Source organism: Ferdinandcohnia sp. QZ13 (assembly GCF_031324165.1).
Lineage (GTDB): Bacteria > Bacillota > Bacilli > Bacillales > Bacillaceae_L > Ferdinandcohnia.
Genome location: NZ_JAVIVW010000001.1, coordinates 1443750 through 1460965 on the forward strand (window position 1 = coordinate 1443750; position 17216 = coordinate 1460965).

Here is a 17216-nt window from a genome sequence, read left to right on the forward strand (position 1 = left end):
CATTTGATTAGATTCTACCAAATAGGAAAATTGGAACCTTTCTAGAGCAATATATATACATTTATGATTATCCCTACTATGGTAGACTTTTTTTGCAGACATCATAGACTGAATATTCAGATAGTTCTTTAGTCCTATTAGGAAGGGGGATAAATTTTCATAGTTTTAAAAGCTTTATATGAATTAAATTTGGAAAGGAGTTCAATTGAATGAATGTATTCAAGCGTTTTGGATATCTTACATTGGTAGTCATGCTAACTTTAACTAGTTTATTTTCTACCGCTACCAACACTCTAGTTAATGCCGATGAAACTGATGCATCTACCTTCCTTTTTGAAGCAGATTTTAATAATGAAATGACTGGGGAGCATCCTGCAGAATTTGATGTATCTGAAGGTGGTGGAACGATCCTAGTAACAGAGGTGCCAGATGCTACGAACAAAAGTGTATTTTTAAATGATACTAGTGAATCAGCGGATGTGAATCTAAGCAAATCATTCAGTGAGTTAGTTGGTATTGTCACCGTTCAAATGAAGTTTATGCAACCAAAGTACACTAGCTCTACTAAAGTCATGAGATTAAAAGGAGACGGGACTCCTGTTATTATTGAAACAAAAGATAATAGCATTACATATCGTACTGGAAGCAGCTATGATTCATTGGTTACACTCGAAGAAAATGTGTGGTATGACATCAAGGTTGTAGTTGATTTATCCAACCAAACAGCAAATGTGTATATTGATGGAGAATTAAAATTAGAAGCTGCCCCATTAAATCAACCAACCACAAAAATTAAGCATTTTGAAACATTCACACCTGGAAGTAAAGCGCTTGGTCATTATGTTGATGATATTAAAATCTCAGGTTCTTTACCAGATGTTGAACCGGAAGAACCAGGCGAACCGACTCCTCCTACTGAACCAGGTACAAATGGAGTTTATGAGGCTGAAGACGGTAAATTAACCAATGCTATCATCGACAACAAACATCCAGGGTTTACAGGTACTGGTTTTGTAGATATGGTACCGAATGCACCAGGTGGGGTAATTGAATGGACAATAGATGTTCCTGCAGCTGGAGAGTATACTTTAGATTTTCGTTATGCACATGGCGGGACCGATGATCGTCCCTCCGAAATAAAAGTGAATGGAGAAATCGTTGAGCCGAAGCTTGCCTTCAACCCGACAGGTGGTTGGGCGAATTGGTTTTACACTTCAACGAAAGCCACATTAACAGCTGGTGAGAATATTATTGTTGCTACAGGTGTTGGGGATAGTGGTGGAGCGAATATTGATCATCTAAAAATTTATATGGATGTTGATCAAATCTATGAAGCAGAAGATGCCCTACTAGATGAAAATGGCGTTATCATCGATAACCAGCATTCTGGGTTTACGGGAACAGGATTTATTGATTTTAAACCAAATCAACCTGGTAGTTGGGTCGAGTGGACAGTAAATGTACCAACGGATGGGCAATACTTCCTTGACTTCAGGTATGCTTCTGGTGGAACTGATGCCAGACCAGCAGAGATTAAAGTAAACGATAAAGTTGTAGAAGAATCCCTTGCTTTTGACCCAACCGGCGCATGGACCACATGGGTTTATACTTCTACGAAAGCAACCCTAAAAGCTGGTGAGAATAAAATTCGTGCAACCGGAGTTGGGGATAGTGGTGGAGCGAATATTGACCACTTGCGAATCCATAATAAAGATACAGGATCTGATGAAGGTCGAATCGATATTGAGGATACGAAATTAACGGATGTTGTCAGCGGACTTTATCTGAAAAAATTAAATGAATTGGGTATCATTGTTGACAAACAACCAGCAGACACCGATTCGATTACACGGCTTGAATTCATGGCTTTAGTTAATAGCAAACTGGGACTAGTAAAGGAAGAGCAATTTAAAGGATTAAATTCTGAATCAAGCGTTTGGGAAGTCTCCCTAAATGAGTGGTATTCCTATGTTCTGGCTGCATCTAAGCAAGCGGGATATATGGATGAACTAGTAAAAAACGGAAAGGTTCATCCTGAAAAAACACTTAAGAAAAAAGAAGCTGTAAAAATTATTGAAAAACTAAAAGGTTCCTCCACATTAGCAAATAATAATAAAGATCTCACTTGGGGAGAAGCAAGGACATTAGTCGATTCCCTCCCTGCTGAAGGACAAAGCAATACCGTTCAAATCGCAGATGTTCATGCAATATCTAGTAATCTAATCGCTGTAACGTTGAATAGCACATTCGAGGAATTTAATTTTTCGGATATAAGTGTGGTTTACCCCACTGGTAATTGGTCAACTTTAAGCCCTAATTTTAAAAACCTTATAATTGATAAAGGCGCTAAAGGGACAAACAAATTTGGACAGACTGTTCTGGTTTTAAATAGCTTGGATGAGTTGGATCAAAACGGTCAGTATATTGTCGAACCTGAGAAGGTTGTGTTTAAAGGTGATCTTAAAGATGCCATTCGAAAAGCGAACAATCTATTAACCTGGCAAATGGATCATGGTGGTTGGACAAAAAACTGGCCCTACATCTACGAACGTCCTTGGAATGGTACAGAGCCACGCTCAGAATGGATTGCAAATGGAGTTGAACTTGGAACAATTGACAATGATGCAACCATCAAGGAAATTCTTTTCTTAGCTGAGGTATACCGTGAAACTGGTGACGTGAGGTATAAAGAAAGCATTGAAAAAGGCTTTGAATTCTTGTTCAAATTACAATATGATACAGGTGGTTTTGCCCAGGTTTTTCCAAGACGTGGAAACTATTCAGACTATGTAACATTTAACGATGAAGCGATGATTAATGTGCTAGAAATGATAGATGATGTGTTAGCAAAGAGATATCCATTTGATTCCGATGTAATCGATGATTCCTATACTCAAAAAATCAAACAATCGATTGATAGTGGTATAGATTACATCTTAAAAGCACAAATAAAAGTAGATGGAAAATTGACTGCTTGGTGTGCCCAACACGATCCATACACGTTTGAACCACGTGAAGCACGTGCCTATGAACACCCTTCTATTTCTGGATCAGAATCTATTGGCATCATAAGATTTCTTATGTCACGTCCACAAACAGAGGAAATCAAACAATCTGTTCGAGCTGCTTTAGAATGGGTAGATTCAGTAAAGCTAGAAAACACCCGTTATGTGAGTGGTGATCCGAATAATGTGTATTTTGTGGAAGATCCAAACTCAACAGCATGGTACAGATTTTATGAAATAGGTACAAACAAAGGTATTTTCTCAGGGCGTGATGGAGTCATCAAATATGACATCATGGAAATTGAAGAAGAGCGGCGAAATGGTTATTCTTGGGGCGGCCATTGGGGTACAAAATTACTAACTATTGCTAAAGAAACGGGTTATTTTACAAACAATGTATATGTACAGGTCGTTGGTACGAACTCTAGGGACATTAACGGTAGAACACTAAAAGAAAGTGATATAAAAGTAGCGAAAAGTGTAAATGAAAAAATGGACCATATCGAAAATGAAATCGTGGTCGCTAAAGATGGAACTGGTGACTATGAAACCGTTCAAGCAGCAATTGATGCTATCCCAGCAAACAACGAGACTCCGGTTACTATCTTTATTAAGAATGGTGTATACAAAGAAGTGATTACTGTTCCAAATAACAAACCATTTATTACAATGATTGGGGAAGATCCAGAAAAAACAATCCTTACTTACGATAACTACGCAGGCAGAGACAATGGCGTCGGCGGTACTCTTGGTACAAGCGGAAGTGCAAGTGTATACTTGCGTGCAAATGATTTCAGAGTAGCCAATGTTACATTCGAAAACTCTTTTGATGAAAGCTCAACTGATGTAAGTGGGAAACAAGCGGTTGCCGTATATGCAGCAGGTGACCGTCAATATTTTAACAATGTAAGATTCATAGGCAATCAGGATACTTTATATGTCCACTCTGGTAGCCAGTACTTTACTCATGTGTATGTGGAGGGAGACGTTGACTTCATCTTTGGTGCTGCACGTGCTGTTTTTGAACATTCAGTGATTCATTCACTTGACCGTGGTTCAGGCTCAAATAATGGATATATTACTGCAGCGAGCACCTTAATCACTGCCCCCTATGGGATCTTGATTAAAGATAGTAAGCTAACAAGTGATGCTCCTGCTAGAACTGTGTATTTGGGCAGACCTTGGCCTGCTGGTGGAAACCCTAATGCAATTGGTAGTGTGGTCATCATGAATAGCGAACTTGGTGATCACATTAAAGAAGAAGGCTGGACGTCCATGAGTGGCTTGAACCCAGAAGATGCTCGTTTGTTTGAATATAAAAACTTCGGACCTGGTGCTGCAATCAACGAATCACGAAGACAACTTACTGATGAAGAAGCTGCGAACTGGACCGTTCAAAACATTCTTAAGGGCTGGGAACCGACTGAAGTCGAAGTATGTGAAAAACCAGGTAATGGTCCAAAAACAAAAATAGATCAAAAACCAGGAATTTACCCAGTACCAGGATATTGCAAAAGATAAATAACTAAACTTTACTTCATAGGAAAAGAGAGGGTCCACCCTCTCTTTTTTCATGCATACATCTTTTTCTCTTCATCCTTCTTAAAGAAGCTCTTCATCGCATGGAATACGTCTGCTTTTTGTTTTAAAATATAGTACTTGAAGCGCTCATCCTCAATATTCTTATAGGCTGACATAAGGGTCGAATGACGATTGTACTGATTGACTTCACCGTAGCCGAACATATTGGAAACCTTCATTAACTCGCTCACTAATTTCACACATCTTGCATTATCAGATGTTAAATTATCTCCATCTGAAAAATGGAATGGATAAATATTATAGCGTGTCTCTGGGTACTTTTCATCGATGATTTCCAACGCTTTTCGATAAACCGATGAACAAATTGTACCTCCACTTTCACCTTTGGAGAAGAAGTCTTCTTCGGATACAACCTTTGCTTCTGTGTGGTGAGCAATGAATTCAATTTCAACAGTTTCATATTTTGTACGTAGGAATCGAGTCATCCAGAAGAAGAAGCTTCTTGCCATATACTTTTCCCAAATTCCCATACTGCCGCTTGTATCCATCATCGCAAGCACTACAGCTTTTGAATCGGGTTTTACAACTTCATTCCACGTTTTAAATTTCAGATCCTCACGATAGATTGGATGGAAGCTCGGCTTCCCTGCCATCGCATTTCGTTTATAAGCTGACATCATGGTCCGTTTTTTATCAATATTCCCCATTAAACCTGTACGACGGATATCATTAAATTCAATATTTTCTACAACGTTTTGATCCTGTTCTTTCCGTTTCAGATTTGGAAGTTCCAACTCTTTAAACAATGCTTCTTCAAGCTCCATGAGGGATACTTCAGCCTCATAATAGTCTTCCCCTGCTTGATCGCCTGCACCTTTCCCTTTTCCAGGACCAGACTGTCCCCCGCTTTGCCCTGAGCCATCTCTTGCAATAACGTCACCTACCTGGCTATCTCCATCCCCTTGGCCAACGTGTTTATTTTTGTCATAGTTATAACGGATTTTATATTCGTCCAATGATCGAATTGGGATCTTAACAACATCTTTTCCGTTTGACATAATGATACTTTCTTCCGTTATTAAATCTGGCAAATTATTCTTTATGGCATCCTGAACCTTTTCCTGGTGTCTTGTTTGGTCATCATGGCCTTTGCGATGGAGGGACCAATCTTCTTGGGAAATGACAAAATTCTTTGAGTTACTTTTCGACATAATCTTTCCCCTCCCTAATTTTTTTGAAAACCATTCACATTTTTACACGGACTTTCATACATTATCTTGACGGTTTGCGAAAGAATTTCGATAAACGAAAAAAACTGTATGAAACAATAACCTGTTTGGAAATAAAAAAAGAGACCAACTTCTACCGCTCTTGAACCAAAATGGAGCAATAGTAGATTACTCTATACTATGCAAAAATATCGTATTATTGACAAAAGATTTCGCAAATTAGGCATTATGTCTTAAAAATAGACAAGTTCCCACCATTTTTTCATATAATGAATTTTTTTATAATGGACAACCATTGCCACGAAGGCCCTATGGAAAAACAAGGGATTAGACCAATTCATCTGGTCTAACCCCTTATTCTCATTTATCGATTCAATAAGCTACCAACATAACGAAGCAGTTCATTAGCTGATGTTGAATTATAGCCATATTCATCAATCAATCTTGCAACAACCTCGTTTACCTTCTTAAGCTGTTGTTCATCCGGTGTTTTTGAAGAAGTAGTGATTTTGACGACGTCTTTTAGGTCAGCAAATAATTTCTTTTGTATCGCTTCACGTAGACGTTCGTGTGAATTGTAATCAAATCTTCTTCCTTTTCGTGCATATGCCGAGATGCGGATAAGGATCTCCTCTCTGAATGCCTTCTTTGCATTTTCTGAGATTCCGATTTGCTCCTCAATTGAACGCATGAGCTTTTCATCTGGATTCATCTCTTCACCTGTCAATGGATCTCGAAGCTTGTTTTTATTACAATATGCTTCAACATTATCTAGATAGTTATCCATTAATGTCTTCGCAGACTCTTCGTACGAATAAACAAACGCTTTTTGAACTTCTTTTTTCGCAATATCATCATACTCACGTCTAGCTATTGAGATGAAGTTTAAATAACGCTCACGGTCTTCATTTGAAATCGATGGATGATGTTCAAGGCCATCCTTTAATGATCGTAATACATCTAAGGCATTGATGGATGGGTTTTCCTTTCGAATAATGGTTGAAGAAATCCGGTTAATCACATAACGCGGGTCAATTCCACTCATACCCTCATCCTGATATTCTTTGCGAAGCTCCTCCACATCAACTGCATTGAAACCTTCCACACTTTCTCCATCATACAATCTCATCTTTTTAATAATATCGACATCGCCCTTTTTAGGCGCTTTTAATCTTGTTAAAATCGTAAACATTGCTGCCACTCTAAACGTATGTGGTGCAATATGCACATCGCGGACGTCACTTTCTTTGATCATTTTTTCATAGATACGCTCTTCCTCAGAAACGCGAAGATTATAAGGAACAGGCATCACGATAATACGTGAGTGTAACGCTTCATTTTTCTTATTTGATATAAAAGAACGATATTCCGTTTCGTTCGTGTGCGCAACAATGAGTTCATCGGCACTGATTAAAGCAAACCTCCCTGCTTTAAAATTCCCCTCTTGTGTTAAGGAGAGTAAATGCCAAAGGAATTTTTCGTCACACTTTAACATCTCCTGGAATTCCATCATTCCACGGTTCGCTTTGTTTAGTTCTCCATCGAAGCGGTACGCACGCGGGTCTGATTCTGAGCCAAATTCAGCAATCGTTGAAAAATCAATACTACCTGTTAAATCAGCAATGTCCTGGGATTTTGGATCAGATGGGCTAAAGGTTCCAATTCCGACACGTCTATCTTCAGAGAAGAAGACTCTTTCGACCCGAACATCCTCAATTCGGCCACCGTATTCTTCCTGTAATCTCATCATATTTAAAGGCGACAAATTGCCTTCAATTCGAATGCCATACTCATCAAAAAAGTCCTCTCTTAAATGATGAGGAATTAGGTGCAGTGGATCTTCATGCATCGGACAGCCTTTAATTGCATACACCGCCCCCCGCTCTGTATGTGAGTACGCTTCTAATCCTCTTTTTAACATGGAAACGAGTGTTGATTTACCACCACTAACAGGACCCATTAATAATAAAATTCGCTTTCGTACATCGAGTCGTTTCGCGGCTGGATGAAAATATTCTTCTACTAAGCGCTCAAGGGCCTCCTCAAGACCAAACAATTGATGATCAAAAAATTTATACTTACGCTTTCCATCTACCTCTTCAACACCTGCATCTTTGATCATATTATAAACTCTTGAATGAGCAGACTGAGCAACCCATGGCTTTTCCTTTAAGATCTCCAAATATTCAGCGAAGGTACCTTCCCACTTTAAGCGTTGTTCTTCTTCACGAAACCTCTCTATTTTCTTTAGAATATCCATTAAGGGGCCTCCTCCATCTTTGATGTCTCTTGCACGGTTTATTAAAATGTATGCGAGGATGTCCTTTAACATGCTTTAATCTTACAAAATTCAACATGTCCTATTCAGAATAGTAAAAAAATAAATTTCGAATTTTCGATTGGACAAATTGAGTTTTTCAGTAAGTGAAAGCATAAATGTTAAAGGGTTCCTTCTAATGTATGTGCCTACTGATGAAAGGTTCGAAAATGTTTACAATTTGTCCATAGATAACATTCACACAAAATTGAAATTAGGTTATAATACACGTAGATGTGTTTTTTAGGAAGATACTTGAAGGTTCATTACTTTTTGAGCTTTATACATAAAGGAGGAAAAAGCACATGAAATTAGCCCTAATTTTAGGTGTATGCGTTACCTTTTTAGCTGCTATCTTTACTTCTGGGTATGAAGATAAGCCAAGCATTAACAAAAAATAAAACGAAAAGTGGAAGTGCCTTGAAAGAGGATCATCGACTAACTACTGCCACGTCCTGTGGCAAACGTCGATCTCAGCACTTCCTGTGCAAGTCCGACAAGCATAAGAAAAGCCGGCGAGAAGAATGCCTTTTATTCTTCTTGACGGATTGGCTTATGACCTCGAGTGGCTAGGCTACTTGCGCTAGACAAGAATAAAAATGACCCCTACCAATGGTAGGGGTCATTTTTATTTTACGTAAGTCCAGGGTAATTTTGTTGCCTTAATACCTCGTATATGAGTATAGCTGCAGTATTGGATAGGTTTAGGGCGCCGACTTTTTCTGTCATCGGAAGACGCAAAGTTCGGTCCAGGTTGTTTTGAATAAGATCCTGAGGTAGCCCGGTAGTCTCCCTTCCAAATATAAGGAAGTAGTCTTTTTCTATATCACTATAATCTATGGATGAATGTGTTTTTTTCCCAAACTTCGTAATGAAATAAAATTCGCCATCCCGATATGTTGAAAAAAGCTCCTCTAAAGATTCATAATCATGAATCTTTACAAACTCCCAATAATCTAATCCCGCACGCTTTAGCCTTTTGTCATCTGTTGAAAAGCCAAGCGGCCGAATTAAATGTAAGGTTGTATCTGTTGCCGCACAAGTCCTTGCGATATTCCCAGTATTGGCAGGCAATTCTGGCTGGTATAATACGACATGAAGTCCCACTTTCTTTCACCTCAATCGTTATTATACCAAAAAGGAAAAGTTAGTTATTAATGATATGAAAAAACTTGTATTTTATATTTGGTGTATACGCTGTTGAATCATAGTATGACCAAAACCTCATCCGGCTATTTTGCGTCTGAGCATTGACCAATGGATAGCCTTCGTAGTCCTTTGCTACAACAATCGTGTTGTGATTAAATCGGCCATCCCCCTCAAAGTCATAGCAGATGATGTCCCCCAATAGTAGTTGCTTTGGAGAGGATACTTCTTTTGCTTGAAGGCCTCTTCGTGATCCAGTTAAATACCATCTCAATGAATTTGCGACAGTCCAGCTATAGCTCCAATTATTGTTTTGCATCCACCAGCCTTTACTGCGATTTGGATACCCATACATCGGCGCTTCGCCGGCGTGGAGACATTGCGAAATAAAGTTTGTACAATTGTCGGTGAATTTTTTATATTTCGGGTTGTAGTCATTCCACCATCGCTCTGCGTACTGGACCGCAGCAAGTCGATTATATTTAAAATCTCTAGTATTTTCTTCTAAAGCTTCCCGATCCATCGTTTCATAATGGGTTTCTATGTCTTTTGGAACCTCATCATCGCTTATTAATTTATTCGAGGTAAAAATGGCTTTTCTTTCTTCACACTGCTCCTCGATGTACAGATTTTTATTTTGCCGAATTAAATATTGGTAATGCACGTGATAATTCAAGTGTATTTTTCCATCCAATTCGTTTTTGTTGATGATTTGAGCATTTGTTTTACATTTAACAATTTCTGCTGAACGTTTTCCAAGCAGCTCTTTTTTTCTCTGAATCAACTCAAGGTCCTTTTCCGACAAGTTTACAGAAGATGCACTTCGTGTATTTCCAACGAGTAATTGGGCTTTTGCCTCAATTACCTTCGCTAACGTCGACTTCATCAACACACCCCACCTTCAAGCTGTGATATTACACAATATGAAAGCGGAAAGGAAAATATTTTAATTGTTAGTAATTGCCCTAAAGGAATATCTTGTTTTTTCTAGGTTGTTGTGGGTATTTCGTGTTCATCCAAAATCATGTGCTCATTTGGACACTGGCATCGGGTTTCTCTAGACTTCTGTCAGAATGAACAGCTCATTTGGACACAGACGAAGATTATCTACTTACCTCTATCAGAATCACAGGCTCATTTGGACACAGACGAAGATTTTCTACTTACCTCTGTCAGAATCATGCTACAATCCCTACGATTGTATGGAACTAAAAAAGAATGCACATCGCATCCTTTTTAGTTCCCCAACATATTTAATCCTTTTTCGATTTCGACTAGGACCTGCTCGTCCTTTTCTTTTAAACTTGCTTCTTTTAAAATTTCAATTGCGTTCTCGTCGCCAATTCTACCAAGCGCCCATGCAGCCGTTCCCCGTAGGACTGGTCTAGGATCCTCTTTTAACACTTGTTTCAACTCAGGAATCGCACTGCTATCTTTAAAATGGGCAAGAGCAATAATTGCGTTTCGCTGAATTGGCTTCTTGCCTCTCCAAGAGCCAGATAACGATCCAAATGTTTCTTTAAAATCACGATTGCTTATCGATAAAATCGGTTTAAGCAGTGGCTTCACAACCTCTGGATCGGGCTCCATTTCTGCATGGAAATGAAAATCGATTCCTTTGTTTTTCGGACACGCAGTCTGACAGGAATCACAACCATACAGTCTGTTACCAATTTTCGTTCTGAATTCGTCAGGTATAAAATCCTTTGTTTGCGTTAAAAAGCTGACACATCGTTGTGCATTAATTTGTCCACCCTGCACTAACGCTCCCGTTGGGCATGCATCCAGACACGCTCGGCAAGAACCACATTGATCCTCAATTGGTGTATCTGGTGCAAATGGGATGTTGGTGATCATTTCTCCTAAATATACATATGAACCAAACTCCGGCGTAATGATTGCGCAGTTCTTTCCACTCCAGCCAATTCCTGCACGTTCTGCTACCGCACGGTCAGACAATTCACCGGTATCTACCATAGATTGAAGTTTTGCATCTGGCAGTTTTTCTAAAATAAACGACTCAAGCTTTTGGAGCCGATCCCGCAAAACATGGTGGTAGTCCTCTCCCCAAGAGGCACGTGCAAACATCCCTCGACGCTCAATTCGTGTACTTCTCGGTGCATCCTTAAGCTTTGCCGGGTAGGCTAAGGCAATCGCAATAATTGATTTTGCACCAGGCAATAAGAGCTCCGGATTAGTTCTTTTTTCAATATCCTTTGGTTCAAATCCTGACTGGTAGCCTAACTCCTGTTGTCGTAGGAGTCGTGATTTCAACTCGTCAAATGGAGAAGCACTTGCAAAACCAATTTTATCGATTCCAATTGTTTTACTATAGTCAATTAACTCTTGTTGAAACTCTAAAATATCCACGTCTTGGAACCTCCTTCCTTCAAATTTGTAAGCCGTTCTTTTATTGAATCACTAGGATTTATGGTACACTATTTACAATAATTTTTGGAGGGATAAATGATGGAAATTCAAATTTCGCCACAATTAAAGGAACTTGTCCCTGATTTAAAGGTAGGCATTATTCAATACGATCTTATCGAAGTGGGCGATTCTCCGCAAATGATTCGTGGTAGATTGCAAACCTTTCAGGAGTCCCTCTTTTTTGACCTAGAGGACAAACCTGTTACAGATGTAGATGGAATAGCTGAGTGGAGAGACATTTTTAAAAGGGTGGGAACAGACCCAAATCGCTATCGTCCATCCGTTGAAGCCATCTATCGTCGGATTAAAAAGCAAAATTTTTTAAATTCTATTCATTCGGCTGCGGACCTTAATAATTTCTTTTCGATTCAATATGAGATTCCAGTTGGAATTTATGACGCTTATAAAATCAACGGAGATATTGAGATTCGAATAGGTCAACAAGAAGATGAATATATGGGGATAAACGGAAGAAACATTGCGATGAAGGATAAAATACTTTCCAGTGATCATACGGGAGCATTTGGCAGCCCATACGTGGATTCCGAGAGAACGGCCGTGACAGTTGAAACAAAAAATGCCATTCAGATCGTCTATTTGAAGCCTTCTTTACAAAAAGAGAGCTGTGAAAAATTAATTACGTCACTTGGTGCCATGTTTACGCAGGTTCATGGTGGATCAGTACAGTCTTTTATCGTGGAGTAAAAGGCTGTATAAAATGGAAAAAACGCAACACCTCGTTTATCTAAGAAACGAAACACTGCGTTATATATGTATGGAGCGGGTGATGAGAATCGAACTCACGACATCAGCTTGGAAGGCTGAGGTTTTACCATTAAACTACACCCGCATATTGATATTAAGTTTATAAGGATTAAATTACGCTTATGGGCCTTACATGCCTCTTCCTCTGCCAGTTAAATCAAGAAGTAAATGCGTCGAGGCAACTCGCAGCAAATTCATTGAAGCATTGCTCGTGGCTGAGGTTTTACCATTAAACTACACCCGCATAATAAAATTTATTAAATCCGAAGAAGAATTATGTTAATATTATAACAAGTTTGTAAATGTAATGCAAGAGGTTTTGTAACTTTTTGTCGATAATTATTTCATCTGACTACTTCGGTTATTATACACACATAAATGCTATATTGCAATAGTAATTTTAAAAACATCTACACGTTTTTTACATATTTAATAAACCACATATCTCTTTTAAAATAATAATATTTTGTAGGACTTCCTGTTTTCACAGGGAGTCCCTTTTTAATTTTCATAAATTTTTTTTGACTTTATTAGATTAAAGGAGTAGATTTTATATATGTATATTCAAATAATCAGATATTCTATTATTCAGAAGGAAGGATAAAAATGCTACAAAAGTGGGCTTTTTCAGGGAGATTTAAAGGGTATTCGTTTCAGTCTTTTCAAAAGGATCTTATTTCTGGCGTCGTTGTTGGAATCATTGCGATTCCTCTGGGAATGGCATTCGCGATTGCTTCAGGCGTTAAACCTGAATATGGGATCTACACCACCATCATCGCGGGTATTCTTATTTCACTCTTTGGAGGCTCTAAGTTTCAAATTGGGGGACCAACTGGTGCCTTTATACCGATTCTGTTTGGAATTGTTGCAACCTATGGATTTGAAAATCTATTAATTGCGGGTTTTATGGCAGGTATCATTCTATTTTTAATGGGAATTTTCAAGCTGGGCTCTTTAATCAAATTTATTCCACGTCCAGTTACAATTGGTTTTACATCCGGTATCGCAATCATTATTTTTGTCGGGCAAGTACCCAATTTTCTTGGACTCGATCAAATAGAGAAGCATGAATTATTTTTAGATAATATGAGAGAAATTGTTCTGCATATTAGCGAAATTAATATTTATAGTCTTTTAACTGCTTCCATTTGTTTAATAATACTGCTGTTAACGCCTAAGTTCTTCCCAAAAGTACCGGGCTCATTAATTGCCCTACTAATCTCCACTGGTATTGCAACTATTTTTTATCCAACCCAGGTAGCGACAATTGGGTCAACGTTTGGTGACATACCTAGTAAACTACCAAACTTTCAATTTCCTGACATCACATTTGAGCGAATTAAACAACTGATTCAACCAGCGTTTGTGATTGCAATGTTAGGAGCAATTGAGTCCCTTCTTTCAGCCGTTGTTGCTGACGGAATGACAAATAGCAAGCATAATTCGAACCGAGAATTAGTCGGCCAAGGTCTTGCGAATATGGTAACCCCTTTGTTCGGAGGTATTCCTGCAACCGGAGCAATTGCAAGAACGGCAACTAATATTAAAACAGGAGCCGTTTCACCATTTTCCGGTGTGATACACGGGGTAGTCGTTCTACTAGTCTTACTTTTATTTGCTCCATATGCTTCAAAAATTCCGTTAGCAAGTATGGCACCGATTATTATGCTTGTTGCCTGGAACATGAGTGAGCGTCGCGTGTTTTATCATGTCTTAAAAACAAAAACAGAAGACTCACTTGTATTGGTTGTCACCTTTTTATTAACAGTCTTTATGAATTTAACCGTTGCCGTTGAAGTTGGGCTCATTTTAGCTGTTGTTCTTTTTACAAAGCGAATGAGTGATATAATAGTGACAGAAAAAGCGTTACCGAACCCGGAAACAAAGCATGAAAAAATGGATACTCATATTGTGACAGATTCACATGATTGTCCACAAATAAGTATTTATAATGTAGAAGGCCCCTTGTTTTTCGGAGCCGCCCAGGCTTTTGAACAACAAATTATGAAATCAATCAATTACAGACCAAAGGTTCTACTGTTGCGGTTAAGCAGAGTTCCGTTTATGGATACAACAGGAGAAGCGCGTCTAGCTAGTATTTTTAAGGATTTTTCAAAGCATGGAATTGTGTTAATATCAGGAATAAAACCACAGCCTAAAAGTGTGCTTCAAAAGACTGGTTTATATGAGTTAATAGGAGAGGAAAACTTTTTTGAGCATACTGGTGATGCGATTGATTATGCACTAAGCCAGGTTAATCGCCATAAATGTTTGGGCTGTAGACATTTTGCGTTTAAAGAGTGCCAGGTTCTTTCCGGAGTTGAGAAAAAAGTGGTTAAAAAGAGAAGTGTTTCCTTAAGTTAAGGTAGAAAGTGAGGTAAGGTAGTGAATTTAGAAATGCAGAAATTTAAGGCTGACTTTTTTAAAGCTCTCGCACATCCATTAAGGATTCGGATCTTAGAGCTTTTAGCTGAGGGCGATAAAAATGTGAATGAGATTCAAACCCTGATTGGCAGCGAAGGGTCAGCCGTGTCCCAGCAACTAACTGTACTACGTGCTAAAAATATTGTATATGGAACAAAGGATGGTAATCGGGTTATCTACTCACTCAGAGATCCTATGATTGTTGAGCTTCTCTCAGTGGCAAAGCAAATTTTTAACAACCATCTTGTTGATACGATTTCTCTTCTTGATAAATTTGGGGAAGAAGAAAAGGATAGTTCCCATTGAACTATCCTTTGTTACTCCGGTAAAAATTCTTTTCCAAAATTATTTAAAATAAATCTTTTTTCTTCGGCTTCGCTCATGATACCATATGCTGCTCCAACGGTTCCGTTTTGATAATCCCAAAAATAATTATGGTCATCATCAGCTTGACTGAAATCTCCATTTTTCCAGCGTTCCAAAATGGCCAAAAGATCTTCTTTTCTAGCAAAATCACTTTTTGAAACGACCTCATAAATTTCGTTGATGGTTTCCGGAATCATTGGTTTTGCTCCCCATTTTTTGTCGGCCTTTACCTTTTGATGGGTCATATGATGCATCACCTCAATGACCTCACTCTCCTCAGGTGTTTGACTTAACTTCAAATCATATGTGACTCCACCGATTTTCTTTGTTTGCTCCTTAAATTCATCCACTTTAGTAGCAGCCTGGTTTGACGAAGAGACAGATTTTTGACCACCATCACTGTCAAACATTTTATATACACTAAACACAAGTCCAGTCGTGGCACCTATTAGAATCACAAAAACACTAATCCAAATCCATTTTTTCATAACTTCCTCCCTACATAATTCCCCATATTCTTACTATTTAGTATTATGTATCCATTTTTAATCTTAGCATAAAATATAACTTTATATGGTCTCTTTCGTTTTAGACAAGTATTGAACGAACAAAAATAGGCGAAAATACCTATAAATAATATGGAGGTATATTTGATTGAGTCTTAGTGCGTGGGCTTATCTAATTTTAATGATAGTAGGTCTAGTCGTTTTATGTTTTTCCTATTGGAAAATTCGGTCATTCCGAATCTTTATCCTGTATTTTACGGTAACAGGGGTAACCCTTTTATTCGATTATTTCATCTATCTTTGGGCTAATTCTTACGTTTATAAGCTTAATGTGTTACACAATGAATTAGATTCACATTTAGGTGCAATGGTGAATGGTCTTGTTCTTCCTTCGTTTGCTGTTTTATTTGTAGTGATGAGGTGCAGGTGGTACTGGAGTATCCCGTTGGCTATATTTTTCACACTCATTGAACTCATTTTTACAAAATGGGGGATTTTTGAAACCAATTGGTGGAAACCCGGCTATACAACAATTGGTTTAATGATTTACTTTCCAGTAGCAAGATTATGGTGGAATCATTTGAAAAAGAAGTGGATTCACTTCGGTTCGTTACTTTTATCGTTTTACGGTATTTTTATCCCCATCCATTTTTTGCACCATGCCGTTTTTAAAATGAGAACCTACCATGTAGCGTGGATAGAGCAATTACAAAGTGGCAGTTCAGCGTTCACAACGATTACTGGTCTTATTTTTGCTATTGTTCTTGCCTATTTAAGTATCGTGAATGCAAGGAGTCGCTGGTTTCTTTTTATCATTGTTTGTTATATAGCTTATGAAATCGTACTGAAATATATCGGTATTGTACAAGCAGAGCATTCTGTGCTTGATTCGATAGGAAGCTTCCTTACCTTCTACCTTGGCTATCTCTTTGTCAGGTATGCCGACCGAACAATCAAAGTCCTTGTAAATAAGACATGATCTATTACAATAGAAAGAAAAGGACTTGGAGAGATGAGAATGGACCCATTCATGAAAAGAGCGGTTGAATTAGCCCTGCAAAACGTAAATGAAGGCGGGCAACCATTTGGTGCTGTGCTGGTAAAAGACAACCAAATTGTTTCTGAAGGTGTAAACGAATTACATAAAAAACATGATGTCAGTGGACATGCCGAATTGCTTGCGATTCGAAGAGCACAGGAAAAATTCGAAACGAATGAATTATCGGGCTATACGATGTATGCCAGTGGCGAGCCTTGCTCCATGTGTTTGACAGCCATGTATTTTGCTGGGATTGATACGTTGTATTATTGCCAGTCCACCGAGGATGCTGCAGCCGTAGGTTTAGGAAAATCTACCTTTATTTATCATGAACTAAAAAAGAACAGAGACGATCGTACTCTTCAAATGACCCAAATGAAAGTAGATGAAGGGCAAGAAGATCCGATGCAAGTATGGAAACGAAAACAATAACTTGATGCGCCTGTC

At 38.4% G+C, this 17216-nt stretch carries 12 protein-coding genes and 1 tRNA gene; 6 read left to right on the forward strand and 7 right to left on the reverse strand.

Features of this window, described 5'->3' with window-relative positions:
* Window positions 1-209: 209 nt before the first annotated feature.
* Window positions 210-4526, forward strand: a complete 4317-nt coding sequence (gene pelA, locus RGU12_RS06980) for a pectate lyase (protein WP_309535418.1) — start codon at window positions 210-212, stop codon at window positions 4524-4526.
* A gap of 50 nt (window positions 4527-4576) precedes the next feature.
* On the opposite strand, the gene yhbH is transcribed toward pelA, so the two are convergent.
* The 5 genes from yhbH to queG all read right to left on the reverse strand — a co-directional run bounded on the left by yhbH (window position 4577) and on the right by queG (window position 11609).
* A complete protein-coding gene (yhbH, locus tag RGU12_RS06985) occupies window positions 4577-5758 on the reverse strand; it encodes a sporulation protein YhbH (RefSeq protein WP_309535419.1) in 1182 nt (393 codons plus the stop codon).
* A 382-nt stretch (window positions 5759-6140) separates the two neighbouring features.
* Window positions 6141-8036, reverse strand: a complete 1896-nt coding sequence (locus tag RGU12_RS06990) for a PrkA family serine protein kinase (RefSeq protein WP_309535420.1) — start codon at window positions 8034-8036, stop codon at window positions 6141-6143.
* A 690-nt stretch (window positions 8037-8726) separates the two neighbouring features.
* Window positions 8727-9200 carry a tRNA (uridine(34)/cytosine(34)/5-carboxymethylaminomethyluridine(34)-2'-O)-methyltransferase TrmL gene (trmL, locus tag RGU12_RS06995; protein ID WP_309535421.1) on the reverse strand — a complete coding sequence of 158 codons (474 nt, stop codon included), beginning with the start codon at window positions 9198-9200 and terminating at the stop codon, window positions 8727-8729.
* A 40-nt stretch (window positions 9201-9240) separates the two neighbouring features.
* Window positions 9241-10125: an amidase domain-containing protein gene (locus RGU12_RS07000; RefSeq protein ID WP_309535422.1), complete on the reverse strand. Its 885-nt coding sequence runs from the start codon at window positions 10123-10125 to the stop codon at window positions 9241-9243.
* A gap of 350 nt (window positions 10126-10475) precedes the next feature.
* Window positions 10476-11609 carry a tRNA epoxyqueuosine(34) reductase QueG gene (queG, locus tag RGU12_RS07005; protein WP_309535423.1) on the reverse strand — a complete coding sequence of 378 codons (1134 nt, stop codon included), beginning with the start codon at window positions 11607-11609 and terminating at the stop codon, window positions 10476-10478.
* Between the two features lie 99 nt (window positions 11610-11708).
* Here queG and RGU12_RS07010 point away from each other — a divergent pair, with 99 nt between their 5' ends.
* Window positions 11709-12374 carry a B3/B4 domain-containing protein gene (locus RGU12_RS07010; protein WP_309535424.1) on the forward strand — a complete coding sequence of 222 codons (666 nt, stop codon included), beginning with the start codon at window positions 11709-11711 and terminating at the stop codon, window positions 12372-12374.
* A gap of 71 nt (window positions 12375-12445) precedes the next feature.
* Here RGU12_RS07010 and RGU12_RS07015 read toward each other — a convergent pair.
* A tRNA-Gly gene (locus RGU12_RS07015) sits at window positions 12446-12519 on the reverse strand.
* 521 nt (window positions 12520-13040) lie between these two features.
* Between RGU12_RS07015 and RGU12_RS07020 the strand changes: the two genes are divergently transcribed.
* Both RGU12_RS07020 and RGU12_RS07025 read left to right on the forward strand, forming a co-directional pair.
* A complete protein-coding gene (locus RGU12_RS07020) occupies window positions 13041-14798 on the forward strand; it encodes a SulP family inorganic anion transporter (RefSeq protein ID WP_309535425.1) in 1758 nt (585 codons plus the stop codon).
* Between the two features lie 21 nt (window positions 14799-14819).
* A complete protein-coding gene (locus RGU12_RS07025) occupies window positions 14820-15164 on the forward strand; it encodes an ArsR/SmtB family transcription factor (RefSeq protein ID WP_309535426.1) in 345 nt (114 codons plus the stop codon).
* Between the two features lie 11 nt (window positions 15165-15175).
* Here the strand turns inward: RGU12_RS07025 and RGU12_RS07030 are convergent, their stop codons facing one another.
* A complete protein-coding gene (locus RGU12_RS07030; protein ID WP_309535427.1) occupies window positions 15176-15712 on the reverse strand; it encodes a DUF6241 domain-containing protein in 537 nt (178 codons plus the stop codon).
* Window positions 15713-15878: 166 nt separating this feature from the next.
* Between RGU12_RS07030 and RGU12_RS07035 the strand changes: the two genes are divergently transcribed.
* Together RGU12_RS07035 and RGU12_RS07040 are read left to right on the forward strand one after the other, a co-directional pair.
* Window positions 15879-16709, forward strand: a complete 831-nt coding sequence (locus tag RGU12_RS07035; RefSeq protein ID WP_309535428.1) for a hypothetical protein — start codon at window positions 15879-15881, stop codon at window positions 16707-16709.
* A 39-nt stretch (window positions 16710-16748) separates the two neighbouring features.
* Entirely contained in the window at window positions 16749-17201 is a 453-nt protein-coding gene (locus RGU12_RS07040; RefSeq protein ID WP_309535429.1) for a nucleoside deaminase, read from the forward strand.
* The last annotated feature ends 15 nt before the right edge of the window (window positions 17202-17216 follow it).